We start from the raw sequence: 26,407 nt of genomic DNA, 5'->3' as shown, positions 1-26,407 counted from the left end.
GGGTTGGGCGGATGAAGAGGCTCGTCGTGTTGGGGTGTGCCGTCGCGGCAGGGGTCGCGCTCTTGGCGCCACCCGCTGTGGCGGACACCGGGCGGGGATGGGCGGCTACCTGGGCCGCGTCGGCGCAAGAACCTCATCCGCTGGTCAGCCCGGTGCACGCGGTCGAAGGTTTCGACAACGACACTGTTCGGCAGGTGGTGCGGATCAGCGCGGGCGGGCCCGCCGTCCGCGTGCGACTCTCCAATGCGCACAGCACCAGTGCGTTGCAGGTGGGCGGGGCGACCGTCGCGGTTTCCGCTGAGGGTGCGGCCATTCGGCCCAGCACCCTGCGGCACCTGACCTTCGGCGGTAAGCGGACCGCGGTCGTCCCGGCGGGTGGCGAGCTCGTCACGGACCTGGCTTTCCTGCCCGTGGCCCCGTTGCAGCGGTTGAGCGTGACGCTCTACTTCCCGACCAAGACCGGGCGGGTCACCGGGCACACGTTCGCCGACGCGTCGAGCTACCACGCCGAAGGTGATCACCGGACCGACGCGCCCGCGGGTGCGTTCGGTGAGACCACGCAGTCGTTCTACTACGTCAGCGGCGTCGACGTCGTGGACCTGTCGCCGCGACGCGACGTGGTGGTGGCCTTCGGCGACTCGATCACCGAGGGAGCCGGGTCCACGCCGGACGGCAACAACCGCTACCCCGACGAGCTGGCCGAACGCCTCAGGGGTCGGGTGCCCGTGGTGAACGCGGGCATCGGCGGCAACCGGGTGCTCAACGACTCCACCTGCTTCGGCGACAAGGCCGTCGACCGGTTCGCCAGGGACGCACTCAGCCAGCCGGACGTGCGCACGGTAATCCTGTTGGAGGGCATCAACGACATCGGTATGAGCGAGATCGACTTCGAGTGCGCCCTGCCCAACACCCGGGTCACCTCGGCGGAGGTCATCGCGGGCTACCGGAAGTTGATCCGCCAGGCCAAGGCCGCGGGCGTGCGGATCGTCGGCGGAACCCTGTTGCCGTACAAGGGGTCCGACTACTACCGACCGCAAGGCGAGGTCGTGCGCGACCAGGTGAACACCTGGATCCGCACCTCCGGCGAGTTCGACGGCGTGGTGGACTTCGACCGAGCCCTGGTCGACCCCACCGACCCGGACGCGCTCAACCCCGCCTACGACAGCGGCGACCGCCTGCACCCCAACGACGCGGGCCACCGCGCCATGGCCAACGCCGTCGACTTGGCACTCCTGTAGGGCGATCCTGGCAGCACCCAGGTCGTCGCCGGGTGCTGCCAGGATCGTGGTCGGCTCGGATACACTTTGACCGTGTCAGAAGAAGAACTGGGTGCCGTTGACGACAACGCGGCCGAACAAGCGGTTGAGCCCGATCATTTCGCTCTCATCCGCGAATGGGCGCGCGCGAACGGTCATGAGGTCACCGAGAGGGGCACGAGGAAGCCTCCAGAGTAACGGCTCCTTGGTGACACGCACGATGAACTCCCCGGCTGTCGAAGTTCTCCAGTGGTCTCACCAAGTCCTCCGCCGAAATCCCTGCTAAGCCGCACCAGAGCGCACTTGGCGCTTGAGTAAGAGCAGCAACACCAGGGCAAGCGCGACCGGCGGCCACCACGGCACCACCGGGACGACGATGGCGGCAACGGCCATGAGCGCGGCGAGTATCCCCGCCCCTAGGCCCAAGACCGGTCGTCCGGCTAACGAAAACAGCGCGAACGCGAGCAACGCGAACAGCGGTGGCACCGCGAAGAACCTCCACACCGGAGTCGCCCACCCCCGGTCGACCCAGGCGTCGCCAACCCGGACGAGCACGCCGTCCCAGGTATCCGCTGTGAGCCGAGACCCGGTCGGCGCGATGCCGGGGACCTCGTGGCGAGCGCCAGAGGGCAGTTCGACGGTGATGGTGGAGCCGCTGGCGCCGTGCTCGCTGCCCGGGTAGAAGGTGGTGTCGACGATGGTGGCCGTTTCGTGGGTCAGGCAGGTGTCGGGGCAGGCACGGGCCGACTCGATCGCGGTCTCGCGGACCGTCCAGTAGCCGAACAGGCACACGAGCACGATCGCGACCACAGCGGTCACCACAACGCCGCGGGTGACCCGTCTGGAACCCAGTTTCTCCGACACAGGCGTGATAGTAGAGCGCCTCACCGACAAAACCGGTCACACTTCAGGGCCCGGCAAGGGCGCGTGAGTCAGGGGCCGGTGTACCGCAGCACTGGACGGGCGTGTGCCGTGCCGGGGGTGAAGTGGTGCGGGATGTCGACGACGGCCGCGAGGTGCTCATGGGCTTCGTGCGGCGACATCGTGGGCGGGTACGTGACGTGCGCGGGGACGCAGTCGTGGATTTCGGCGCGGAAGGCGTGGTGGTACTCGGTTTCCCCGGCGTAGGACAGGGCGATGCGGGCGGTCCAGTCGATGCGGTGGCGGCCGTCGGGTTGGCGGGTGGTGGTGAGGGTGTGGTCGGCGCAGGTGTCGTGGCCGAGGAGTTGGATCTGGAAGGCGTGGCGGGCGTCCGGGCCTTCGGGGAGGGGGTCCAGGGTCAGCGTGCGGGGTTCGGGGGTGGTGAAGCCGAAGGGTGAGCCTGGTGTGGCGGCGAGGAAACCGTGGTCGTCCAAGGGTTCGATCAGGCAGCCCTCGTAGTTCGTCCACAGCTCCGGCGAGTCCCACTCCCTGACCCGGTCCGCGGGTTCCTCAGGCATGCGCTCGGCGTCGTAGTCCTCGGTGATGAGGATCGGGTCGAACCAGAGAGCGCCGTCGCTGTCCAACCCCGCCACCCAGTCGAAGGTCGCGATGCGATGCCCTTCAGGCCACGGGTTGCCCTCGAACCAGATCCGTCCACGCACCAAGCAACCCTAACTGTCGAGGGCGTCCAGGCGGGCTTGGAGTAGGGCGCGGTCGGGGGTGGTGGTGGCGTGGGTCAGGGCTTGGCGGTAGGCGGTGGCGGCTTCGGGGTGGCGGGACAGGCGGGTGAGGAGGTCGGCGCGGGCGGCGTGGTACGGGTGGTGGCGTTGGAGGCGCGGGTCGTCAGCCAGGGCGTCGAGGAGGGCCAGGCCCGCGGCGGGGCCGTCGCGGAGGGCGATGGCGGCGGCGCGGTTCATGGCGATGATGGGGGACGGGGCGATGGTGAGCAGGACGTCGTAGAGGGCGACGATCTGCGGCCAGTCGGTGGTGGTGATGTCGGCGGCCTCGTCGTGCAGGGCGGCGATCGCGGCCTGGACCCCGTACCGACCCGGCGGCCCGCCTCTCAGGGCGGACGGCACCAGGGCCAGGCCCTCTTCGATCATGGTCCGGTCCCACGCGCCCCGGTCCTGCGCGTCGAGCAGCACCGGGAGCCCGTCGGGGTCGGTCCGCGCGGCGCGCCGGGCGTGGATCAGCAGCATCAGCGCCAGCAGCCCGGTGACCTCCCGCTCACCGGGCAACAGCCGCCGCAGGATGGTGGCCAGCCGGATGGCCTCCTCCGCGAGGTCCAGCCGTTGCAGGTGCGGGCCGGTGCTGGCGGCGTAGCCCTCGGTGAAGATCGAGTACAGGACCTGCAGGACCCCGGGCAGCCGCTCGGGCAGCTCCTCGGGCTCCGGGACGCGGAACGGGATGCGGGCGTCGCGGATCTTGGCCTTGGCCCGGGTGATCCGCTTGGCCATCGTCTCCACCGGCACCAGGTACGCCCGCGCCACCTCCGGCGTGGTCAGCCCGGCGAGGCACCGCAGGGTCAGCGCACCGCGGTCCTCCTCGGCCAGCGCCGGGTGCGCGCAGGTGAAGAACAGCCGCAGCCGCTCGTCCGGCAGTCCCCCGTCCTCGGCGACCACCGGTGCCTGTTCGGCGCGCTCGGCCTCCACCCGCAGTTCGGCCAGCCGCGCGGTGTAGGTCCGGTCGCGGCGCAGCCGGTCGACGGCCTTGCGCCGGGCCGTGGTCATCAACCACGCCCCCGGGTTGAGCGGCACCCCGTGCGCGGGCCAGTGCGCCAACGCCGCCTCGATGGCGTCGGACGCGGACTCCTCGGCCAGGTCGAGGTCGCCGAAGCGGCGGGTGAGCGCGGCGAGCAGGCGGCCGTGCTCCTCGCGGAACACGGCCGCCACCCGGGCGTTCTCCTCGGCCACCTCAGGCCCCGAAGTCGGCGATCGGCCGGACCACCACGGAGCCGCTGCCGCGCGCGCCGGGGCAGCGCGCGGCCCAGTCCAGCGCCACGTCCAGGTCGGGCACGTCGATGACGTAGAAGCCGCCCAGCACCTCCCGGGTCTCGGCGAACGGCCCGTCGGTGACGACCCGCCCACCGTCGGCGCCGACGTGCACGCTCGTCGCGGTGACGAGGTCGGCCAGCGACTCCCCCGACACGAAGATCCCGGCGTCCTTGACCTGCTGGTCGTAGGTCATCCAGTCCTCGACCGTGCACTCGGCCGCCCCGCCGTCGGCCCCGACCGCGCCCGCGTTGATCAGCAGCATGTACTTCACTGTCGCACTCTCCTCGTCCGTCTCGCGCCCGGCGGCACCGCCGGGACGACACAACCACGAACGGCCCCGCGCCGGATGGACACCCCGCCGGAGATTTCCGTCCGAACCTGGCGTTCAACGCGGGCTGGTATATGTGGCGGCGGCGGAGGGGGCAGGGTGGATTTGCTGGGGAACGAGGAACTGGGGCTCCTCGCGGGTGGACCGAAGCGGGCGGCGGAGGTGGCGTTCGTGTCACTGCTCGACGCGGGCGCGGTGCGGGTGTCGTGGCAGGGAGTGGTCAGCGCGGTCGCGGGCGAGCACCCAGCTCGGACAGCGCTGGAGGACGCGGTGGTGCGGTTGACGCCCCAGCCGGTCGAGGCGCTGATCTCGGCGGTGGCGACCAGCGCCGCGGCCACCGACCTGCGGGCGGGGTTGGCCGACCGCGGCTACCTCAAGCCACTCAGGACGATCTTGGCGGCCAGGGCGCTCGTGGTGGTCGCGGCCGTGGCGCTGCTCGCGGTCGTGACCACGGCACCGACGATCTGGGTGAGCGTCGCGATAGCCGCGGCGGTGGCCGCACTCCCGGTCCTGGTGGGCTGGTCCCGCAGGCTGACCGACACCGGGCGCGAGCAGCTGGCGAAGCTGGTGGGGGTCGCGATCCTGTCGAACCGGCTCGCGGTGGTGGCCCGGCTCGGCCTGATGGGTCACGTGGGTGACCTGCGGGTCTGGCGGGCCCTGGACCTGCCGCTGCCCGCCTCGTTCTCGATGCGCAAGAACTCCGAGGGCGGCTACTCCGACGGCGGGTGCGGGGGCGGGTGCGGCGGCGGTGACTGATCGTCGCGTAGCGTCCGCCCACCCCGCGGCGACGTCCCCGGTGGTGTGATCGTCGATCGACGTGGAGGCAGCGGATGACCGGAGCGCCGGACCCGGTGGTGGAGGCGGCGGCGGTCGCGGCGGCCGACCGGGTGGATCCCAGCGGCAAGCTGCGCGGTGACGTGCTGGGGGCGCTGCACTCGACCGACCGCACCGCCGACCGGTACAGCGAGATCGTGGACATCGCGGCCCTGGTCGTCGCCGTCGCCACGTTCGTCTGGACGGTGGTGCAGGCGCGGCGGACCAAGGCCGAGCCGCCGCCGAAGCCCGAGGTGGTGGCACGGCGGATCAGGGTGGAGTTCCCGTTGGCGGACAACATCTCCCCGCAGCAGCGCGACCTGATCGTCGACGTGGTGGTGGAGCGGATCCTGGCCGAGGAGCGGTAACCGGTGCGGGTCGAGTTCCCTGGCGACGGCAGGGCGGTCGTCTCGGCCGTCGCGGATGATCTCGCCGTCCTGGACGAGTCGACCAGGGAAGACCTGCGCTGGTACGTGGAGGACTACCTGCGGGCACCGTTCGGCGTCTACGCGGAACGCGGGCCCCAGGTCGCGGCCAAGCTGACCCAGTGGGGTCACGACCTGTTCCGGGCGATCTTCGCGAAGGCCGGGGCGGGCTACCGGGAGTGGCGGGCGAGCGCGGCCCCGGAGGTCGTGCTGTGGTCCGACCAGGCGGAGTGGCTGGGCCTTCCCTGGGAGCTGTGCGCCGATCCCGCGCGGCCGTCCCCGCTGGCGCTCGACGGGGTGCGGATCACCAGGGTCCTGGAGTCCGCCGAGCAGGTCCCCGCGTTCGCCGTCACCGGCCAGCGGCTGCGGGTGTTGATGGTGATCTCGCGGCCCGAGGGTCCACAGGACATCGCCTTCCGCGCCATCGCGCGCCCCATGCTCGACGCGATCGACGACCAGGCCGACATCGTTGTGCTCCGGCCGCCCACCCTGGACGGTCTCGCCGAGGCGCTGGCGGCCGCGCGGGACGAGGGCAGGCCGTTCCAGGTCGTGCACCTCGACTGCCACGGGGAGCTCGCCGACGAGGCCGTGCTGCTGTTCGAGCGCCCCGGACAGGGCGCGGAGCGGGTGCGCGCCGCCCAACTCGCCCAGGTCCTCGCCGACACGCGGGTCCCCGTCGTGGTCCTCAACGCCTGCCAGTCCGGTGCCGTCGGGTCGGCGGTGGAGGCGGCTGTGGCGACGAGGCTGGTCGCGGGCGGTACCGCTGCCGTCGTGGCGATGGCCTACGCGGTCTACGCGACGGCGGCGACGGTGTTCATGACCGGCTTCTACCGCGTGCTGTTCACGGGCGGGTCCGTCGCCGAGGCGGTGGTCGCCGGTCGTGCGCGGATGGCCCGTGACCCCGACCGCCCCAGCCCCGCCGGGCGCCTGCCGTTGCGGGACTGGTTCGTCCCCGTCCTCTACGCGCGCGGCGACGTGCGGTTCACCCACGTCGATCTCCCCGGCCCGCTGACTCGACGAGACGATCCGCTGGCTCCCACGGGCGCCTTCATCGGCCGGGACCCGGAGTTCCACCGGTTCGAGAGCGCCGCGGCGACCTCCGGCGCGATAGTGCTGCACGGGCCCGCGGGTGTGGGCAAATCCGAACTGGCCAAGGCGCTGGGCCGGTGGTGGCGCGGTACCGGGGGTGTTCGGGCGCCGGAGCACGTGGTGTGGCACTCCTTCGAGCCGGGCGTGCCCGTCTCCGGGGTGGACGGGGTCCTGTCCGCGATCGGGCTCCAGGTGCTGGGCACCGCGTTCAGCGCGCTCGACGACCAGCGGCGCCGGAAGGCCGTCCGCGATCTGCTGCGGCGGGAGCGGCTGCTCGTCATCTGGGACAACTTCGAGTCCGTCCCCGACGACCAAGTGACCGACCTGCTCGACCTGATCACCGGCCGCGGCGTCTTCCTGATCACCAGCAGGGGCCCGGAAGCGCGCCTGGGTGAACTCATCCGGATCGAGGTGAGCGGACTCTCGCCGGAGGACGCCGCCGAGTACACCGACGCGCTGCTGGCCCCGTTCCCCCGCGCATGGCCACGCAGGCGGACGAGCGCGTTCCGAGAGCTGCTCGACTGGCTGGACGGCCACCCGCTGGCCATGCGGCTGGTGTTGCCGCACCTGGACACCGAGGAGCCGGGCGCGGTGCTGGCGGGCCTGCGCGGGTTGGCGGATCTGCCCGCGAGCTACGGCACCGGCAGGCTCGGTTCGCTCGACGCGAGCATCACCTACTCGACCTCCCGACTACCGGACCGGTCGCGGGAGCTGCTGCTCGTCGTCGCCCTGTTCCAGGTGGTGATCGACCACGACGTCCTCAGCCTGCTCTCGGTCCACACCGCCACGCCGCCGCGCCTGCTCGACGTGTCCCAGGCGGAGTGGACGGCGCTGCTGGAGCGGGCAGCCGGGATCGGGTTGCTGAGCGAGATCGGCGGCGGCGTCTACCGGCTGCACCCGGCGCTACCGGGGTATTTCCTGGAGCGGTGGCACCCCGTGGCCGAGGTGATCTCCGCCCGTCGAGCCATGGTGGACGCCATGGCCATGCTGGCCACGTGGGCGTACCGCCAGGTCCAGGGTGGTGACCCGCTCCTGGGTCACGGTGTGGCCGCGTACCACCGGTCCAACCTCGCCCAAGCGCTCAGCGACGCTCTCGACGGACGCCTGTGGCCGCAGGCGATGCAGCTCGGCCTGCTGATGAACGAGGAGTGGGGGTGGAGCGGGCGCACTGCCGAAGCCCGGATGTGGACCGATCGGGTCCGGCTGGCGGTCGAGGACGAGGACGGCGAGCCGCCGACCACCTACGACACGGGCAGCTCACTCTGGTTGTTCTTCATCAGCGCGCAACTGAACCGGTCGCCTGAGGAGGGCTCGGAGGATCTGTACCGCAAGGTTGTCGCGACGCTCCTCGCCCAGCCAGAGGACGACCAGCGACAACGCCAACTTGCCGTGGCGTACAACCAGTTGTCAGGGCTCCTACGCTCGCGGGGGCGGTTCGACGAGGCTGAGTCCGTGCTCGCCGAGGTCCTGGAGATCGCGCGGGCGTTGGACTACCCGCAGGGCGTCAGCAGCGTCCACCACTCGTATGGGGACATCGCCGTCGCACGCGGCCAGTGGGACGTGGCCGAGCAGTGGTACTCCCTGTCCCAGCAGGAAAGTGAGGCGGCACAGGACCTTCTCGGGGTCGCGACCTCGTACCAGGAGTTGGGTAGGATCGCCTGGTTGCGTCGCGACTGGCCAGCCGCCGAGGAGCGGTACCGGAAGGCCCTGGAGATCCGCGGCAGGCTCGGCGATCACCCGGGGACGGCGGCCGCGCTGAAGGCTCTCGGTGAGGTCGCGCAGTATCGCGGCGATGCCGACGAGGCAGAAGCCCGCTACCGGGAAGCCCTTGTCCTGCAGGAGAAGACCGGCGACAGCTCGGGTGTCGCCGCGATCTCCTACGCGCTCGGCGAGCTGGCCGCCGACCGGGAGTGCTGGGATGAGGCGGAGCAGTGGTTCCGGCGCACACTGCCCATCCACACCGCCGTGGCTGACGACTCCGGACTCGGCCTGTCCCATCATGCCCTCGGCCGTATCGCGGAATCACGGGGCGACCTGACCGAGGCGGATGTCTGGTACCGACGCGCCCTCGCGGACTTCACCGCCGCCGGTGCTCCTGTCGGGGCCTGCTCCAGCCATGGTGCCCTCAGTGCCACGGCGGCGATGCGCGGTGACCTCACCACGGCCCTGGAGCACATCGTGCGCGCCGTGGTCCTGTTCGACCACTTCCCCTCCCCCGGTATGGGACCCGCGCCTGAGCACCTCCGAGCGCTGACGGATCGGGCGGGCCTCGGTGCCCTGGAGGACGCTTGGCGGCGGGTGACCGGGGTCGAGATACCCGAGACCGTCCTCGCGCACGTGGTGTAACGAGATCGCTTCGTTGAGCGACGATGTCGGGTGTAGTGATCGAACAGGTGGTCGCCGACAGGAACACGGGAGCGCGCGTGGGGTTGCTGGACATCTTCCGGCGGAAGGACAAGCGGCCGGGGGGTTCGCTCGTCTCGCCGGAGGTGGCAGGTGCGGGGTTCGCGGTCGTCGACGTGGAGACGACGGGGTTGTCGCCCAGTGGTCACCGCGTGCTGGAGTTGGCGATCGTGCGGGTCGATCCCGTCGGGACGGTGGTCGACGAGTGGGTCAGCCGGTTCAACCCGGAGGGACCCGTTGGGGCCACGCACATCCACGGCATCACCGCGGCTGACGTCGCGGGCGCGCCGAGGTTCGCGGAGGTGACGCCGGAGATCACCCGGCGGTTGGCGGGGTACGCGGTCGCCGGGCACAACGTGCGGTTCGACCTGGGGTTCCTGCGGGCGGAGTACACCCGGGCCGGGTGGGCGTTGCCGTTCCTGCCGTCGACCTGCACCCTGCAGCAGAGCTTCGAGCACCTCCCCCGGCTGGACCGGCGGAGGCTGGCCGACTGCTGTTCCGCCATGGGCATCCGGCTCGACGGCGCGCACTCCGCGCTCGGCGACGCCAGGGCCACGGCGGCGCTGCTCGGCAAGTACCTCAACGGCCGCACCGGGTACCCGCCGAGCCAGGAGCTGCTCGGGCTGCCACGGCAGGGTTCGGCGGTGTCGTGGCCCTCGGCGCCCGGTGGGGCCCGCTTGCCCGAAGATCACGTTCGCCAACGGATCTCGCTCGACATCGCCAAGCCGGTGGCCGCGCCGTTGGTCGAACTGTTCCAGCGGGCGTCGCTGGGGGACGCGCTCGACGATGGCGCGCCTGAGGGGTCGTTGCCGTACCTGGAGTTGCTGGCCGAGGTGCTGGAGGACGGCGTCCTCACCGACGACGAGCGCGCCGCGTTGCGTAACCTGGCCGGGCTCTACGACTTGGACGACTCAGGTGTGGCGGCCGCGCATCGTGGGTTCCTCCTCAGCCTGGCCCACCTCGCGCTGGACGACGGACGCGTCAGTCGCGCGGAGAAGACAGAGCTGACAACGGTAGCCGGGCTGCTCGGTGTCGCGCAGGCAGAGCTGACCGCAGTTCTGGACGACGCTGAGGCCGCACGTGTGTCCAGGCTCTCGGCCGACCTCAAGCCGCTGCCGTCGGACTGGAACCACGGCGAACCGTTGCGGGTCAACGACAAGGTCGCCTTCACCGGCTGCGACGACACCCAGCGCGCGCGGTTGGAACAGCGGGCCGAGCGGCTCGGGGTCCGAGTGATGAACAATGTGTCCCGACGGACAACGCTCCTCGTCACCGACGGCGGCTTCTCCGGCGGGAAAGCCGGGAACGCCAAGCAATACGGCACCCGCCGCGTCCACCCCGACCAGTTCGACGTCCTCCTCACCCACCTGCAGCCCGCCGCCGCGCGCCGGGAACCTGCGGGCCTGGAGCCAGGCACGATCTCGCCCGAATCGGTGCGGGCAACCGCGGCGACCATCCGCGCGTGGGCCCAGCTCAACGGCTACACCGTCAGCGAACGCGGCCGCCTCCCGCTCGACGTGACCACCGCCTACCGCCACGCCCACGCCGACGCGTCACCGAACTAGTGCGGCCGCCGCCAGTCCCAGTCAGGTTCGCGGCTGAACCGGGCTAGGACCTCGGCGAAGTCCAGAAGCTGGCCGTGGTCCGTGTCGAGCACGCCAGTGAGTCCGGGTAGGACAGTCTCCAGCAGGGACCTGACGCAGGCCGTTCCCCGGTACTCCAGCATGACGCTGGCGAAGGCACCCACGCGTGCGTTGACCTCGGCGATTTCGTCGTCGTCGAAATCAGACTTGACGGAATCGGTGACGTTGACCCCGTACTGGCACTCGCCGACCGTCAGGATGTCGAAATGCTCCGCCTCGATGTACTCGCCGACCTCGCGCAGACGGGCGCACAGGTCACGCTTGCCGGACTCGGTGGTCAACAAGACGACGATGGGTCGCACGGCGGTCTCCTGCTGATCGGCTGATCACACCTTCTCATTGGGCAGGGTCGCGTGCCATGCCTGGCCGAAGTGTCGGATCAGCGGCGGGCGCGATGGCCTTCGTGAATGCGCTACGGCTGAGAGGTGTGTGCGCTATTCGGAAGCCTCATGCCATCGTCTCCATACCCTCAGTGAAGGTTCGGGCCGCCAGCAGAACACCCCAGCAGACAGCCCCCAACCGCACGGTACCCGCCCATACGCTCACGCTGGCCTCGCGCGGATCTACGTCACAGGCCAGCCCGAGGCGGTCCAAGGTGGACGTTGCTCCTCAGCGCCAGAAGTCGGTGAGGTGTTCGGCAACGGACCTGCCCTGGTTGTAGCCCGCGCGGGCAGCGGGTGGGCGGTTCGACGGGTCCATCGCGTTGGCCCCGAAGAAGGCAGCGGAATCGGCGTCCGGGACGATGGTCTCGACTCGGCTACCGGAGGCGCGGAGTTCGTCGACCTGTGCGGCGAGGTGGTAGCCCCACTCCAGTGGCGCCCGTGTTCTGCCACCGAATGGCGACAACACCAGCACCCGGTCATATCCAGCCGCTAGGTCGGCGTTCTCATTCGACCGGTAGCCGCCGTCGATGTAGTGGTTGTCGCCGATGGCGTGGGGCGGGAAGGCGCCGAAGCCCTGGGCGCAGCTGGCGGTCACCGCGTCGACCAGGTCGACTCCGCTGTGACGGTCGAATACCACCGGCTCACCGGTACGGGCATCGACGGCCACGATGAGCACCGGACGCTGCGGCCAGTGCAGGCTGGGCAACCGAGAGGCCACGACCGCGCGCCGCGCGTCCCCGGAGTCGCCCGATGCCAGGTCGAGTGCGGCCGCGCCCATCCTGCGGCGCATGTCGGCCGCGTCCACAGAGCCCGCGATGAAGCCGCTCGTCAGCTCCAGGAGGTCCACCACCGCGACACGGCCCGGTCCACCGGCAGGCGGTGGTGCGGCGATGAGGATGTCGGCCAGCAGTCCTGCCGGTCGGGCCGGGCCGGTGATCTGGGCCGCGACCGTCGAGCCAGCCGATGTCCCGATGATCAGGTCGGCCTCGGTCACGTCCACCCCGGCGGCGCACAGGCCCGCGATGACGCCGATCTCCCACGCGTTGCCCGCCGAGCCACCGCCGCCGAGCACCAAGGCGCGCGCGGCGGACGTCGACGGGATCGAGGAAGGGGTTGTGTTCATGGGGGTCGCCTTTCGCCAAGTGCCTGGCGGGCGCTCCCGGTGTGCGACTGGGTCAGCCGCGCGACCTCGGGGGAGCACCCACTGTGGATACCGCGTTCATGGGTCTCACCTCCTGAGGTCGGATCGGCGGAACGCTAGCACGCGGTGGCCCGGGCGACAACGGCATTCGACTCGCTGAAGATCCAGAACGATTCCAACAGGACGTAACAGACGCGCGGTAGCCCCCAGCACCGCCGATTGGGCCACACCGGTACGCCGTGGTGGCGGCAGTTCAGCCAAGCGGCTCAGGGGAATGGGACCGATCGGCCCTTCTACGGTCGAGTCCGGCCTATTTGGATAGCGGTGTGGGGTGCGCGGCGGGCGAACCCGCCGCACTGCGGGATGTCACTGAGGGGGCGGGATCGCCCGTGCGACAACAGGTCCGGAGGACGCCGTGACGGCAAGTGGGGGCATGCGAGCCGCGGTGATGCGGCGCGTGGGCGGACCGGAGGTGCTGGCGGTGGCCGACGTCGCGCTCCCCGGGGCGGCGGACGGGCAGAGCCTGGTCGACGTCACCTACGCGGGGATCAACTTCGACGACATCGAGCGCCGAGCCGGGGACGGGCCCACACCCGAATTGCCCGCGGTCCTGGGGGTCGACGTCGTGGGGCGCAGGCGCCGGGACGGGCGGCGGGTCGTGGTGCTGATGCGGCACGGCGGCGGGTACGCGCAGGTCGCGGCCGCCACCGACGCCCATTCGGTCGAGGTGCCCGATGACATCAGCGACGAGCAAGCCATCGGCGTGTTCGAGCAGGGCGCGACCGCCTACGGGGCCTTGACGCTCGCCGGTCGGGTGCGGCCGGGCGAGTCGGTCGTGGTGTCGGCGGCGGCGGGCGGGGTCGGGCACCTCGCGGTCCAACTGGCCGTCGCACTGGGCGCGCGGCCGGTCATCGGAATCGCCTCGACTGAGGCCAAGCGGGCATTCGTCCGCGACCTCGGGGCAGACCACGCGCTCGAACCCGGGGCGGACGTGCGCGACGTGACCGGCGGCCGCGGCGTCGACCTGGTCATCGACGCGACCGGCGGGGACTCGACCCGCGCGCTGCTGGCCGGTGTGGCGCCGTTCGGCCGCTTGGTCAGCTACGGCTGGCGCGCGGCGACCCCCGACCGGGGCGTGGTCACCGTGTCGACCGGGGAGCTCACCGACCGGTCGATCGGGTGCGCCGGGTTCTGGATGCGCCACGTCGTCGACGACCGGCCGCTGCTGGAGGCGATCACCGACGAGCTGTTCGGCTACGCGCGCAAAGGCCTGCTGCACGCGCACATCGACCGGATCGTCCCGCTTGACCGGGTCGGCGAGGCGCACGCGGCCGTCGCCGATCGGCGCACCACGGGCAAGGTGCTGGTCGACGTCCGCCGGGAGGGGTGACCGTGTTCTCCCGCTACTGCCGCTCGGTCCTCAGCGTCCCCGCGACCGCCCCGCTGCGCTTCACCTCCTGCCACCGCTCGGGCGCCGACATGTGTGTCGTCGACCTGGAGGACTCCGTGTCCCCGCACCGCAAGGACGAGGCACGCCAGGGCGCGCCCGAGTTCTTCAAGGACCCGTCGGCGCCCAGGTGCGGCATCCGGGTCAACGCGGTCACCGATCCCGACGGTCTGCGCGATCTGCTCGCGCTGCCGCATTACCCGGTGCGACCGAGTTTTGTGCACCTGCCGAAAGTGGAGTCACCGCGCGACATCGAGATCGTCGACCACGTCCTCGGCGACGACCCGCCCGACCTGTTCGCGGTGATCGAGACCCCGCGCGGCGTGCAGAACCTCGCCGCCATCGCGGGCGCGGGCTCCAGCCTGCGCGGGCTGATCTTCGGTGCGGCCGACTACGCCGCCGCGCTGGGCATCGCACTGGACTGGGAACCGCTGGTCGCCGCGCGGGCCATGGTGGTCAACGCGGCGCGGGCGGCCGGTCTGCTCGCCATCGACTCCCCCACCTTCGAACTCGGCGACGTGGCGCTGGTCCGAGAGGAGGCGATCAAGGCCCGGCGGCTCGGGTTCAGCGGCAAGATCGCCGTGCACCCGCGCCAGGTCCCGGTCCTCACCGAGGTCTTCTCCCCCGACACCGACCAGCTCGCGCACGCGGGCCGCATCGTCGCCGCTGGCGGCAACGGTGTGGCCACTGTGGACGGTCGGATGGTCGGCAAACCGTTCTTCGAGGAATCCCGGCGGCTGCTCGACGAGTTCGGCCACCCGCCCGCCCAGCCGCTGCTGCCCCACCCCGATGGAGGACTCCGATGACCGAGACCGTGGAACGCGAGATCGCCGGACCGAGGACCTACCGCAACAGCGCGGCGCTGGTCGACAACGCCGACCCGGTCTGGCAGGCGGCCGCCGACAACGGCCTGATCGACATCGCCGTCGACCACGAGTCCAACAACCGGCTGGTGGTGCCGGAGACCGGGCACGCGTTCGCGAACATGTGCTCGTGCTCCTACCTCGGGCTCAACCGGCACCCCGCCGTGCTGGAGGGCGTGGTCGACGCGGTGCGCGACACCGGCACCATCGAGCTGATGACCTCCACCACCCGCATCCGCCCGACGATCCAGCGCAGGCTGGAGGAGGAACTCGGCGACCTGTTCGGCGCGCACGCGCTGCTGAGCACCACGTGCAGCACGGTCACCGCCGGGTTGTTGCCGCTGCTGGCCTCGGGTCACCTCGCGCCGGGCGGCCCGCGGGTGATGATCTTCGACCGGTACGCGCACTTCTCCATGGCCTACGTGAAGGCGACCTGCGCGCAGGAGTCCCTGGTGCTCACCAGCGGTCACAACGACATCGACTTCATCGCCGACGCCTGCCGCAAGTACCCGAGCGTGGCCTACGTCGCCGACGGCGCGTACTCGATGGGCGGCGCGGCGGCGCTGGACCAACTGCTGGAGCTGCAGGACCGCTACGGGCTCTACCTCTACTTCGACGACTCGCACTCGCTGTCCATCATGGGTGAGCGCGGCGAGGGCTTCGTCCGCTCCCGCACCGCACCGGGGCCGCTGACCACGATCGTCGCCAGCCTGGGCAAGGGGTTCGGCAGCGGCGGTGGGGTCGCCCTGCTGCACAACGCCGCGCAGGCGGAGTTCCTGGCCCGCCACGGCGGTCCGCTCGGGTGGTCGCAGAACCTGTCGGTGCCGACCATCGGTGCCGCGCTGGGCAGCGCCGCGATCCACCGGTCGCCGGAACTGGGCGAGCTGCAGGCCCAACTGCGGGCGAACCTCGCGCTGTTCGACGAACTGCTTCCCACTCCCCTGTCGGGCAACGGCTTGCCGGTCCGGCGCATCGACGTCGGTGACGCGGATCGGGCGGTGCGATTGTCGACCGAGCTGTACCAGCGCGGCTTCTACAGCTCGGCGGTGTTCTTCCCGATCGTGCCCAAGGGGCAGGCCGGGCTGCGGGTGATGATCCGCGCCGACATGGACCGGTCCGACCTGACCGCGTTCGCCGCGCACGTCACCGAACTGTCGTCCGCCGAATGAGCGCGACGACGGACTCGCCCGCCGACAAGGATTCCACTGTGGATGGCCACCCCCTCGGGTACAAGCAGGTCGGCGCGAACCGGTTCCGGGAGGTCGTCGGGTTCTGCTACGAGGACCTCATCGTCGGCGCCGTGATCGAGCACCGGCCGGGGCGGACCGTGACGGAGATGGACAACGTGCTGATGTCCATGCTGAGCATGAACGCCGCGCCGCTGCACATCGACGCCGCCTACAGCGAGAAGGGCGTGTGGGGCAGGCCGCTGGTGTCGAGCCTGGTGACGTTGAGCATCGTGGCCGGGATGGCCGCGCGCAGCACCAGCGGCAAGACGCTGGCCAACCTCGGGTGGGACAACATCCGGCTGCCCGGACCGGTGTTCGTCGGCGACACCCTCTACGCGGAGAGCGAGATCACCGGCAAGCGGTTGTCCAAGAGCAGGCCGGGCGAGGGCATCGCGCACTGCCGGACGACGGGCACGAAGTCGACCGGGGAGGTCGTGCTGGTCTTCGAGCGCAGCTTCCTGGTGCCGACCCGCGACAGCGACGGCGCCGACGCGGCGGGCTACTGACGCCCATGACGACCACGGACATGCGCCGCTTCCAGGTGCTCATCGCGGGCAACGCGACCTCGTCGTTCGGCAGCTTCCTGAACATGGTCGCCCTGCACCTGTTCGTCTACGAGGCGACCGGCAGCGCGTTCGCGACCGGGGTGTTCCTGGTCGTGCGGATGGCGTGCGGGTTCGTGGCGGGCGTGTTCGGCGGGGTGGTGGCCGCCCGGTTGCCGCGCCGGGCGGTGATGATCACCTGCGACCTGGTGCAGGCCCTGGTGCTGCTGGTGTTCGCCATGCTGCCCGCGGACTCGCGGGTGCACATGCTGCCGGTGGTCGCGGTGTCGATCGGGTTGCTGACCACCACCGGCGGGATCATGTTGCGCAGCAGCGTCCCTGACCTGGTCGGGCCCGAGAACAGGTTGCGCGCCAACGGGCTTCTGGTCACCGGGCGGGCCATCTCGATGGCGGTCGGGTTCGCGTGCGGCGCGCTGCTGGTGTCGGCGGTCGGCTACCAGGTGGCGTTCCTGATCGACGCGGCGACGTTCGTGGTGTCGGCGGCAGTACTGCTGACCAGCCCGTTGCGGTTCCCGGCTCGCAGTGGCGAACCGGGGAAGAGGAGCGGGATCCCGGGGCGGGCGGCGGTGACCGCGCTGGCCGCGGCTCCCGCTGTGCTGGCCATTGTGCTGATCCGCGTGGTGGACGCGTTCGGCTCGGCGTCGCACCAGGTCGGCGTCCCGGTGCACGCGACGCAGACGCACCCGGACGACCCGGCGGCGTTCGTCGGCTGGTTCTGGGCGGCGTGGGCGGTCGGGTTGTTCCTCGCGCACCAGGTCGCGTCGCGGGTGTACCGGGGCGATCCCCGGCGGGGCGAGTGGGGTTTCGTGGTGGGGACGGCGGTGATGTCGGCCGCGTTCATCGCCGCGTTCACCGACAGCGCGTTCCCGTTGGTGCTGCTCGTGTTGCTGTTGGCAGGCCTGGCCGACGGGTTCACCGAGATCAGCTACACGACCCGGGTGCAGGCCGAGCCGGAGCCGTCCCGCGGGCAGTTCTTCGGCATGGTCGCGATGGCCGAGAACGCGGGCTTCGGGATCGGTGTCCTGGTGGCGGGTGGGCTCTTGGACCTCTGGCGGCCGCTCACGGTCGTCGGGCTGATGCACGGGTTCGTGGTCGTGGTGGCGTTGGTCTACCTGCTCACCCGCCTCGCGCGCGGCGGGTGGCGGGCTGGGGCCGAGACCGTGACGGCTGAGCGGGGTTGAGCGGATGACCGGAGGAGATCGGGTGCGGCGAGATCGGCGAGTCGCGATCATCGGGATGGCCGCGCGGTTCCCCGGGGCGGATGGCCCCGCGCGGTACTGGCGGAACCTGATGTCCGGGACGGTCAGCGCGAAGCGGTGCACCCGGGCGGAGCTGATCGCCGAGGGGGTGCCTGAGTCCGTTGTGGACCACCCGGACTTCGTGCCGGTGACCGGGGCGCTCGACGACATCGCGGGGTTCGACGCGGCGCTGTTCGGGGTCAGCCCGGCGGAAGCGGCGCTGATCGACCCGCAGCAGCGGCTGTTCCTGCAGATCTGCCACGAGGCCTTGGAGAACGGCGGGTACACCGGAGCCACTGAGCGGGTCGGCGTGTACGCGGGCAGCGGCATGATGCTGTACTCGCTACGGACCTACCTGCGTGAGCGCCTCGGGGACACGGACGTCAACGACCAGCTGGCCGCACTTCAGGTGGCACTTGGCAACGAGCCGGACTTCCTGCCGTCGCGCGTCTCCTACCGGTTGGGGTTGACCGGTCCGGCGGTGTCCGTGCGGGCCGCGTGCTCGACCTCGCTCGTCGCCGTCCACACCGCCATCAGCGCGCTGGTCGCCGGGGACGCGGACCTGGCGCTCGCGGGCGCCGCGGCCCTGCACGTGCCCCGCCTCGCCGGGTACCGCTTCCAGGACGGCTCCATCCTGTCCCGCCGCGGCGAGTGCAGGCCGTTCGACGTGGACGCGGACGGGACCGTGGGCGGCAACGGGGTCGCGGCCGTCCTGCTGAAACCGCTGGAAGCCGCGTTGGCCGACGGTGACACGGTGCACGCGGTCATCCTCGGCTCGGCGATCAACAACGACGGCTCCGCCAAGATGAGCTACACCGCACCGGGGCTCACCGGGCAGATCGACGTCCTGCGGGCCGCCCTCGCCGCCGCCGACGTCGACCCGGTCAGCGTCGGCTACATCGAGACGCACGGCACCGGGACCGCGCTGGGTGATCCGATCGAGGTCGAGGCGCTGCGCTCGGTCTACGGGGACCGGCGCGATCCCTTGGTGCTGGGGTCGGTGAAGGCCAACATCGGGCACTTGGACAGCTGCGCCGGGATGTCCGGGTTGATCAAGGCCGTGCTGGCGCTGGGGCATGGGACCGTTCCCCCGCAGGCGAACTACCGGGCGCCGAACCCCGCGCTCGGTCTCGGTGGCGGTCCGCTCGTGGTGTCGACCGAGGCTCAGTCGTGGCCGGTGGCCGGGGTGCGGCGGGCCGCGGTGACCGCGCTGGGGGTTGGCGGCACGAACGCCCACGTGATCCTCGAACAGGCACCGCCCGCACCTGAACCCGGCGAGCCGACGCCCTGGGTGGTGCCGCTCTCGGCCTACGACGAGGGGGCGCTGGCCCAACTGGCCGACCGGATGGCGGACGCCGTGGTCGACGCCCATCCGGCTGATGTGGTGACGACCCTCGGGGCCGGTCGGCGCAGGTATCGGCACCGGCTCGTGGCGTGGGGCGACGACGTCGGCGCGGTGTTGCGATCCGGCGGGTCCGTTGCGGGAGTAGCCAGCCATGTGGGGCCGGTCGTGTTCGCGTTCGCCGGGCAAGGCCTGGACTGCACCGGTGCGGCGCGGAGCCTGATGGTGCACCCCGTGGCGGCGGCGGTGCTCCGGCGGTGCGCTGACCAGCATCAACGCACCTCGGGGACCGACATCCTCGCACCGTTGCTCGCCGATGCGCACGAGTGGACCACTGCCACGTTGCAACCCGCGCTGCTGGCGTTGCAGCTGGCCCAGGTCGCGTTGCTCGACCACCTCGGGGTGCGGCCGGACCTGGTGGTCGGTCACAGCGCGGGCGAGTACGCCGCCCTGTGCGTGGCGGGCGCCTTGTCCGAGGAAGACGCCATGCGGCTGGCCGGGGCGCGTGGGGCGTTGCTGCAGGACGTCGCCCCGGGTGCGCTGCTGGCGGTGTTCGACGAGGTCGCCGCGCTGCCCGGGCTTGAGGTGGCGGTCCGCAACGGGCCAGGTCACACCGTGTTCGGCGGGCCTGTCGACGCTGTTCAGGCAGCGGAGGCGATGCTGACGGCCCAGGGCGTCGACTGGACTCGCCTACCTGGCGACCGGGCGTTCCACACGTCCATGGTCGACCCCGTGCTCGACGACCTGACTCGGCAGGCGGCCCAACTGGACTGGCGACCCTTGCGGTTGCCGCTGGTCACCGGCGCCGGTGTCTCGCTGGCCCCTGGGACCGTGCTGGGCGCCGAGCACGTGCGCACCCAGACCCGATCGACCGCCGATTACCGCGCCTGTGTCGACCGTCTTGCGGCTGACGGCGCTCGCACCTACGTCGAACTCGGCCCGTCCGGCGCCCTCAGCGCTCTTGGTCGCACGTGGCCCACCACGACCTGGCTCCCCGTTACCCGCCGCAGCGCCGACAGTGTCATCCCCGGCCTGGCGTCGATGTTCTGCCACGGCGTCGAGGTCGACTGGGCCGCCTTGCACCCGGGTCGGCGCGTCCCCCTACCCACCTACCCGTTCCGCCTGGTCCGCCACTGGGCCACGCCCGCCGCCGAGGAGACCCCCATGCCGAACGGCACCACCGCACCGGACGGCGTCGCACTCCCAGCCGGCGAGGTGCTCTCGGACGGCGAGGTGCAGGTCCGCGAGGTCGTGCGGCGCAAGGTGCGGGAGTTGGCCGCGCACTACCTGGGCGACAAACCGGACCGGGTCAGCGCGGACGTGGCGTTCGTCGACATGGGCGCGGACTCCCTGCTCATGGTGAACATGGTGCGCGACCTGCACTCGGCCTTCGGCGTCCGCATCCCCATGCGCGACCTCTTCGCCGACGCCGACACCCCCGACCGCCTCACCGCCGCGATCGTCACCCGCATGTCCCCCACCCACCGAGACGCCCTGATCGCCCCCACCCCGACTCCACCCGCTCCCGACCAGACGGCGCCACTCGCCCACCTGGTCCCGCCCATCCACACCGCCCCGCCGACCCAGCCGCTGGTGCCTGCCCCGCCCGTGCAGGAGACCAGGCCGGCCGCGCTACCGGCAGCACCTGGGCACGAGGGCATCATCCGGGACCAGCTCGCCCTGATGGGTCAGTTCGCCCAGATCATGGCCGACCAAGTCGCTCTCCTCAACGGAACACCCCGCGCTCCTGCGGCACCGCAGTTGCCCCCGGTCGTGCAGGCTCCCGAACCCGTTGCAGTACCGTCATCCCCGGTCAGCACGCCGCGACCAAGCCCTGTCATCCACGCACCCCTCACGCCGGTTGTCCAGGCCCAGGTGCTGGCCGAACCTGTCGCGGTCGAGGTGGAGCAGACAACGCCTGCGTTCAGTTTGTACTTCTTCGGCGACTACCCGCATGGGGTCACCGGGGACAAGTACGCCGCGATCCTCGCCGCCGCGCGGTTCGCGGACCGGAGCGGGATGCACGCCGTGTGGTTGCCGGAGCGGCACTTCGACTCCTTCGGCGGTGTCTTCCCCAACCCGTCGGTGCTCGCGGCGGCGATCGCGGCGCAGACGGAGCGGGTGCGGATCCACTCGGGAAGCGTGGTGCTGCCGTTGCACGACCCGATCCGGGTGGCCGAGGAATGGTCCGTTGTGGACAACCTGTCCGGCGGACGCGTGTCCCTGGGGGTGGCCTGTGGTTGGCACGCCAGGGATTTCGTCCTGGCACCGGGCGTTTACGGGCGGCACCGCGAGGCGATGTACGAGGGCATCGACACGATCAAGGCGCTGTGGCGGGGCGAGGCCATCACGCGCCCCGCGGGCAACGGCGAGCCGGTGCAGATCCGGCTTTTCCCGCAACCGGTGCAGTCGGAACCCGAGTTCTACACCGCGATCCTGAGCAGCCCCGACAGCTACCGCCAAGCCGCCGCGCGTGGACTCGGCGTCATCACGAACCTGATGTCGCAGAGCGTCGACCAGCTCGCCGCCAACATCGCGCTCTACCGCGAGACCCGGGCCGAGCACGGACTGGACCCCGCGGCCGGACGGGTCGTCGTCCTGCTGCACACCTACCTCGGCGACGACACCGCGCGGACCAGGGCGGCGGCGTTCGGGCCGTTCTGCGACTACCTGCGGTCCTCGTTGTCGCTGTTCAGCCAGGTGACCAACAGCCTCGGTTTCAGCATCGACCTGGAGAACACCCCCGCCGACGACCTCGACTTCCTGCTGACCCGCGCCTATGACCGGTACTGCACGGATCGGGCGCTGATCGGGAGTCCCGCTGACGTCGAGCCGATCGTGCGCCGGTTGGCGGACCTCGGGATCGACGAGATCGCCTGCTTCGTCGACTTCGGTCTACCCCCGGACCAGGTCACCGCCGCGCTCCCGGTGATCAGCGAGCTGCGGTCGGCGTTCACCGGCAAGGCCCGGCCCGAGCCCCACGACGTGACAGCGCTCCAGGAGACGGCGGTCCAAGAGGCAGCCGGTCACGAGACCGCCCTTCAGGAGACAGCGGTCCAGGAGATGACCACGGCAGAGCGCCAGATCTGGTACCTGGAGCAGGCTTTCCCCAACCGCCCGACGTACAACGAGACGATCGTCGTGCGGCTCGACGGTGATCTGGACGTCCCCGCTCTGCGGTCGAGCATGGCGGCGGTCGTGGCCCGGCACCCGGCTCTGCGGTCGGTCTTCCGCGCGGTCGACGGCGAGCCGCGACGGGTCGTGGCCAGGTCGCGCGCCATCGAGCTGCCGGTGGTCGACGACCTCGGTGCCGATCCGCGGGCGGCGGCGGTGCGGATCGCCGCGGCCGAGACCGCCGAACCCTTCGACCTCGCGCGGGGCCCGCTGTTCGAGCCCAAGCTGGTGCGGTTGAGCGCCCGCCGCCACCTGCTGGTGCTGCGCATGCACCACCTGGTCATCGACACGTGGTCCGCCGGGATCCTGTCCGAGGAGATCGCGGCCTGCTACCGGGCCGCGCTCGCGGGCGGCACACCGGAACTGCCCGCACCCGGCGCCCGGCGGCCGTCGACCCCGGTGTCGAGCGAGGCGCTGGCGTACTGGACCGACCTGCTCGCCGACGCGCCGACCGAACTGGCACTGCCGATCGACCGGCCCAGGCCCGCGCAGCCCACCGGCAGTGGGGCGACGACCCAGGTCGACCTGGACATCGCGACCACAGCGGCTGTCCGCGAGCTGGCCAGGCGGATTCGGGCCACGCCGTTCATGGTCGTGCTCGCCGCCTTCGCGGTGGCGTTGCGCAAGCTCAGCGGTCAGACGGACATCATGGTGGGCACCCCGCTCGCCCATCGGCCGGACGGCACCGAACGCACTGTCGGGTTCTTCGTGCACACCTTGCCGTTGCGACTGCGGACGCCCGACGACTCGACGTTCGCCGACCTGGTGCTGGCGGTGCGCGAGCAGGTGCTGGGCGCGCAGGAACACCAGGAGGTGCCGCTGCCCGACATCGTGCGAGCGCTCGGCGGCCCGTCGGACCCGCTGCGCAACCCGCTGTTCGACGTGCTGGTGCGGATCAACAACGAGGCACCGTTCCAATTGGACCTCCCGGACGTCGAGTCGACCCTGACCGACGCGGTGATCGATCGCACCGTCACAGATCTGGCGCTGCTGCTGACAACCCTCGGCGACTCCCTGCGCGGGAAGCTGAACTACTCCGTCGACCTCTTCGACGCGGCGACGGCGGAGCGCGTGGTGTCGACGTTCCTCTCGGTGCTGACGGCCGGAGTCGCCGACCCGGAGCGAGTCCTCGGCGACCTCATCACCCTCACGGGCACCGAGGAGAGCGAGCTCGCGGCCTGGCAGGACGGCGGTCCTAGGCTCAGTCCACCTGCGGCCATCCACGCCCAGGTGTCCGAAGCGGATGGCGTGGCGGTCGTCGACGAGTCCGGGGAGATGACCAGGGCGGAGCTGTTCGCCAAGGCAGCGGCCATCACGGCGGCTGTGGGGGTCGGACCCGAGGCGATCGGCATCCACCTGCCACGCAGTGGTGACGCTGTCGCCGCACAACTCGGCGTGGCACGAGCCGGACGAGCGTTCGTGCCGATCGACCCAGCTCAGCCGGCCGCACGGATGGCGTTGATGATCGCCGAGTCCGGGGTCGCCGCGGTGGTGACGCGCAAGGCGCTCGCGGCCACGGTGCCCGACGGGATTCCGATGGTGTTCATAGACGACCTGCCCGACGAGCGCACAGACGAGGTTGTGCTGACCTCGCCGGACGAGGTCGCCTACATGCTGTTCACCTCCGGGTCGACCGGCGCGCCCAAGGGATGCGTCATCGAGCACCGGGCGATCTCCAACACGCTCGACTGGTATTGCCGAGACTTGGAGATCACGTCCGCCGACCGGCTGTCGTGGTTCTGCGCGCCTGGGTTCGACCTGTCGATCACCGAGGTGTGGCCCGCGCTCCGGACCGGCGCCGCGCTGCACGTCGTTCCGCCGGAGTTGCGTCTGGATGCTGTTGGGCTGCGCGATTGGTTGGTGAGCAGCGGGATCACGGTGACGATCGCGCCGACCCCGATCGGGGAACTCCTGCTGGAGCTGGAGTGGCCGCCGTCGCTGCGGCACCTGCTCATCGGTGGCGACCGGCTTCGGCGACGTCCGGCGGCGTCCGTGCCGTTCACGGTGTGGAACATCTACGGGCCAACCGAAACCGCCGTGATCACGACGTGGACCCAGGTGTCCGCGTCCGGTGACGGGCCGCCGTCCATTGGCAGGCCGGTGCCGGGGATGTGGCTACGGGTGCTTGACGCGGCCGGTCGGCAGGTTCCCGCTGGGGTCGCCGGGGAGCTGTACATCGGTGGGGCGCAGCTGGGGCGTGGGTATCTCTCGGCTGAGCAGACGGCGGCTCGATTCATCGACCACCCCACGCACGGACGGCTCTACCGGACCGGCGATGTCGTGCGCTGGCGGTCGGATGGGGAGCTGGACTTCCTGCACCGCAACGACGCGCAGGTGCAGATCCGGGGATACCGGGTGGAGCCAGGGGAGGTCGAGCACCAACTGCGGGCCTTGCCGGGCGTGCGCGAGGCGGCGGTTCGGGTGCTCGATGACATCTCGTTGGCTGCGTATGTCGTGACGGCGGAGCCTGTCGCATCGTTGCGTTCTGCGCTGGCGACCCGGGTGCCGGAGTACATGGTGCCGTCGTCGTGGATGGTGTTGCCCGCGTTGCCGTTGACCGCCAGCGGCAAGCTCAACCGATCCGCACTGCCCGCGATCTCCGCGACACCCGAGACAGCCGCGCCCGCAAGCGAGGTCGAGCAACGGCTGCACGACGTGTGGTGCGCCGAGTTGGGCCTGTCGTCAGCAAGCGTGACGGCCACGTTCTTCGAACTCGGCGGCCACTCCCTCGCCGCGATGCGGATGGTCAACCGGCTGCGCGCCGAGTTCGGACCGGCGCTCGGGGTGTTGGACTTCTTGCGGACACCGACCATCCGAGGGCTTGCGGCGTTGCTGGCGCCTCCGGTCGCGGTGGAGCGCACCGGGCCCGCGAGCACGGGGCAGCGGCATGGGTATCGGTTGACGCGGGCCAGTTCCGTTCCGAACGTGCTGACCATCGCGACGCGGTTCACGTTGCGGGGCGAGGTGGACCGGGAAGCACTGGTGGGCGCGTTGACCGCATTGGTGTCCCGGCACCCCGCTCTGCGCACCCGGTACCGGCTTGAGGGCGACTCGTTGCGGCAGGAGGTGCTGGCGGCGCGGCCGGTGACGATGCCTGTCGTGCCGGTTGCTCTGTCCGAATTGGACGATGCCGTGCTGGAGTGGGCGGGGCGGCCGTTCGACCTCGATGCCGAGGCCGCGTTCCGCCCGGTTCTCTTCACCATCGCCCCGGACCGGTCCGAGCTGCTGTGGTCCATGCACCACTCGTTCAGCGACGGGTGGTCCTTGGGGGTCATGATCAGCGACCTCGGGGCGCTCTACCGGGGCGAGGCGCTGCCTGAGCTGGCGACCGACTACTTGGACTTCACGAACTGGGAGCTGGAGTACCTCGCCGCCGAGTCCACGCGCTCGCTGGTGACGTCGTGGGTGACCCGGGTCCGGGAGACCAAGGCCGGGCCGCTGCTGCTGCCGACGGATCGTCCGCGTGGTGCGGGGCTCACGGGGGTGGGGGCGTCGGCTACCGCTTTGCTGCCCACGGCCGTGGTCGATCAGGTCACGGCTGTCGCTTCCGCCCACAACACGACACCGTTCGCCGTGCTGCTGGCCGCCTTCGCCGCACTGGGCCACGAACTGACCGGCGCTGACGTGATCGCCCCCCAGACCAGCGCCGCGAACCGCCCCCTGGAGCGCTTCGAGAACGTCGTCGGCGTGTTCACCCACACGTCGTGGCTCCTGGTCCAGGTCGCCGGTGCCACCAGCTTCGCCGACCTCATCACCCGCGCCACCACCGCGTTGTGGGAACGGCTGGAGGTCCAGTCCATACCCACCGCCCTGCTGAACGCCTCCGCCGGATCCCCGTTCGACGGCACCCCACCCCGAGTCCTCTTCGGCCTCTCCGCAGGTGCCCTACCAACACTGGATCTCCCCGGCATGCCCCCGGCCGACGCCGTGGACATCGACTTCCCAGTCGCCCGCGCCGAACAAGGCTGGGCCCTGTCCATCACCCCCGAAGGCCTATCCCTCTACGTCGAATACTCAACCGACCTCTTCGACGCCACCACAGTGTCCGGGTGGGTCGAACGCTATGTGGCACTCCTGACCCGCGGCCTGGCCGACCCGGAGGCCAGCGTGTGGGAGTAGCGCCGCGTTGCTGAGTTGGTCCGCCGGTGCGACGCT

At 71.1% G+C, this 26,407-nt stretch carries 18 protein-coding genes; 12 read left to right on the top strand and 6 right to left on the bottom strand.

Annotated elements, in window-relative coordinates; all coding sequences use genetic code 11:
- Positions 1-11: 11 nt before the first annotated feature.
- Both LV79_RS14165 and LV79_RS34880 read left to right on the top strand, forming a co-directional pair.
- Positions 12-1,238: an SGNH/GDSL hydrolase family protein gene (locus tag LV79_RS14165; protein ID WP_253836408.1), complete on the top strand. Its 1,227-nt coding sequence runs from the start codon at positions 12-14 to the stop codon at positions 1,236-1,238.
- Between the two features lie 72 nt (positions 1,239-1,310).
- Positions 1,311-1,454 carry an Lsr2 family DNA-binding protein gene (locus LV79_RS34880; RefSeq protein ID WP_425547598.1) on the top strand — a complete coding sequence of 48 codons (144 nt, stop codon included), beginning with the start codon at positions 1,311-1,313 and terminating at the stop codon, positions 1,452-1,454.
- An 84-nt stretch (positions 1,455-1,538) separates the two neighbouring features.
- On the opposite strand, the gene LV79_RS14155 is transcribed toward LV79_RS34880, so the two are convergent.
- The 4 genes from LV79_RS14155 to LV79_RS14140 form a co-directional block, all read right to left on the bottom strand.
- On the bottom strand, positions 1,539-2,120 hold the full coding sequence (locus LV79_RS14155; RefSeq protein WP_253836404.1) for a hypothetical protein: 582 nt from the start codon (positions 2,118-2,120) through the stop codon (positions 1,539-1,541).
- Between the two features lie 68 nt (positions 2,121-2,188).
- The gene (locus tag LV79_RS14150) at positions 2,189-2,839 is read right to left on the bottom strand and encodes a hypothetical protein (RefSeq protein WP_253836402.1); all 651 of its coding nucleotides are present in this window, start codon (positions 2,837-2,839) and stop codon (positions 2,189-2,191) included.
- Between the two features lie 9 nt (positions 2,840-2,848).
- Positions 2,849-4,090, bottom strand: coding sequence for an RNA polymerase sigma factor (locus LV79_RS14145; RefSeq protein WP_253836400.1), 1,242 nt, complete (start codon positions 4,088-4,090; stop codon positions 2,849-2,851).
- A gap of 1 nt (position 4,091) precedes the next feature.
- On the bottom strand, positions 4,092-4,442 hold the full coding sequence (locus LV79_RS14140) for a YciI family protein (RefSeq protein ID WP_253836398.1): 351 nt from the start codon (positions 4,440-4,442) through the stop codon (positions 4,092-4,094).
- 75 nt (positions 4,443-4,517) lie between these two features.
- Between LV79_RS14140 and LV79_RS14135 the strand changes: the two genes are divergently transcribed.
- The 4 genes from LV79_RS14135 (at position 4,518) to LV79_RS14120 (ending at position 10,794) form a co-directional block, all read left to right on the top strand.
- Positions 4,518-5,255 carry a TIGR04222 domain-containing membrane protein gene (locus LV79_RS14135; protein ID WP_285470194.1) on the top strand — a complete coding sequence of 246 codons (738 nt, stop codon included), beginning with the start codon at positions 4,518-4,520 and terminating at the stop codon, positions 5,253-5,255.
- 74 nt (positions 5,256-5,329) lie between these two features.
- Positions 5,330-5,680: a hypothetical protein gene (locus LV79_RS14130; RefSeq protein WP_253836394.1), complete on the top strand. Its 351-nt coding sequence runs from the start codon at positions 5,330-5,332 to the stop codon at positions 5,678-5,680.
- Between the two features lie 3 nt (positions 5,681-5,683).
- Positions 5,684-9,172: a tetratricopeptide repeat protein gene (locus tag LV79_RS14125; protein WP_253836393.1), complete on the top strand. Its 3,489-nt coding sequence runs from the start codon at positions 5,684-5,686 to the stop codon at positions 9,170-9,172.
- A 77-nt stretch (positions 9,173-9,249) separates the two neighbouring features.
- On the top strand, positions 9,250-10,794 hold the full coding sequence (locus LV79_RS14120; RefSeq protein WP_253836391.1) for an exonuclease domain-containing protein: 1,545 nt from the start codon (positions 9,250-9,252) through the stop codon (positions 10,792-10,794).
- On the opposite strand, the gene LV79_RS14115 is transcribed toward LV79_RS14120, so the two are convergent.
- Entirely contained in the window at positions 10,791-11,174 is a 384-nt protein-coding gene (locus LV79_RS14115) for a hypothetical protein (protein WP_253836389.1), read from the bottom strand. The two genes, LV79_RS14120 and LV79_RS14115, sit on opposite strands and share 4 nt — an antisense overlap.
- Before the next feature lie 307 nt (positions 11,175-11,481).
- On the bottom strand, positions 11,482-12,378 hold the full coding sequence (locus LV79_RS14110; protein WP_253836387.1) for a patatin-like phospholipase family protein: 897 nt from the start codon (positions 12,376-12,378) through the stop codon (positions 11,482-11,484).
- Between the two features lie 451 nt (positions 12,379-12,829).
- On the opposite strand from LV79_RS14110, the gene LV79_RS14105 reads away from it, so the two are divergent.
- The 6 genes from LV79_RS14105 to LV79_RS14080 are packed head-to-tail and all read left to right on the top strand — an operon-like array spanning position 12,830 to position 26,371.
- Positions 12,830-13,786 carry a quinone oxidoreductase family protein gene (locus LV79_RS14105; RefSeq protein ID WP_253836385.1) on the top strand — a complete coding sequence of 319 codons (957 nt, stop codon included), beginning with the start codon at positions 12,830-12,832 and terminating at the stop codon, positions 13,784-13,786.
- Positions 13,783-14,649 carry an HpcH/HpaI aldolase/citrate lyase family protein gene (locus LV79_RS14100; protein ID WP_253836383.1) on the top strand — a complete coding sequence of 289 codons (867 nt, stop codon included), beginning with the start codon at positions 13,783-13,785 and terminating at the stop codon, positions 14,647-14,649. The genes LV79_RS14105 and LV79_RS14100 overlap by 4 nt, the downstream gene beginning before the upstream one ends.
- Positions 14,646-15,875 carry an aminotransferase class I/II-fold pyridoxal phosphate-dependent enzyme gene (locus LV79_RS14095; protein ID WP_253836381.1) on the top strand — a complete coding sequence of 410 codons (1,230 nt, stop codon included), beginning with the start codon at positions 14,646-14,648 and terminating at the stop codon, positions 15,873-15,875. Before LV79_RS14100 ends, LV79_RS14095 begins: the two co-directional genes overlap by 4 nt.
- Positions 15,872-16,441: a MaoC family dehydratase gene (locus tag LV79_RS14090; RefSeq protein WP_253836379.1), complete on the top strand. Its 570-nt coding sequence runs from the start codon at positions 15,872-15,874 to the stop codon at positions 16,439-16,441. The genes LV79_RS14095 and LV79_RS14090 overlap by 4 nt, the downstream gene beginning before the upstream one ends.
- A gap of 5 nt (positions 16,442-16,446) precedes the next feature.
- Positions 16,447-17,679: an MFS transporter gene (locus tag LV79_RS14085; protein WP_253836377.1), complete on the top strand. Its 1,233-nt coding sequence runs from the start codon at positions 16,447-16,449 to the stop codon at positions 17,677-17,679.
- A 22-nt stretch (positions 17,680-17,701) separates the two neighbouring features.
- Entirely contained in the window at positions 17,702-26,371 is an 8,670-nt protein-coding gene (locus LV79_RS14080) for a type I polyketide synthase (RefSeq protein WP_253836375.1), read from the top strand.
- Positions 26,372-26,407 lie beyond the last annotated feature (36 nt).

This window comes from Actinokineospora globicatena (assembly GCF_024171945.1).
GTDB classification, from domain to species: domain Bacteria; phylum Actinomycetota; class Actinomycetes; order Mycobacteriales; family Pseudonocardiaceae; genus Actinokineospora; species Actinokineospora globicatena.
This window is presented reverse-complemented; position numbering and strand designations above follow the sequence as displayed.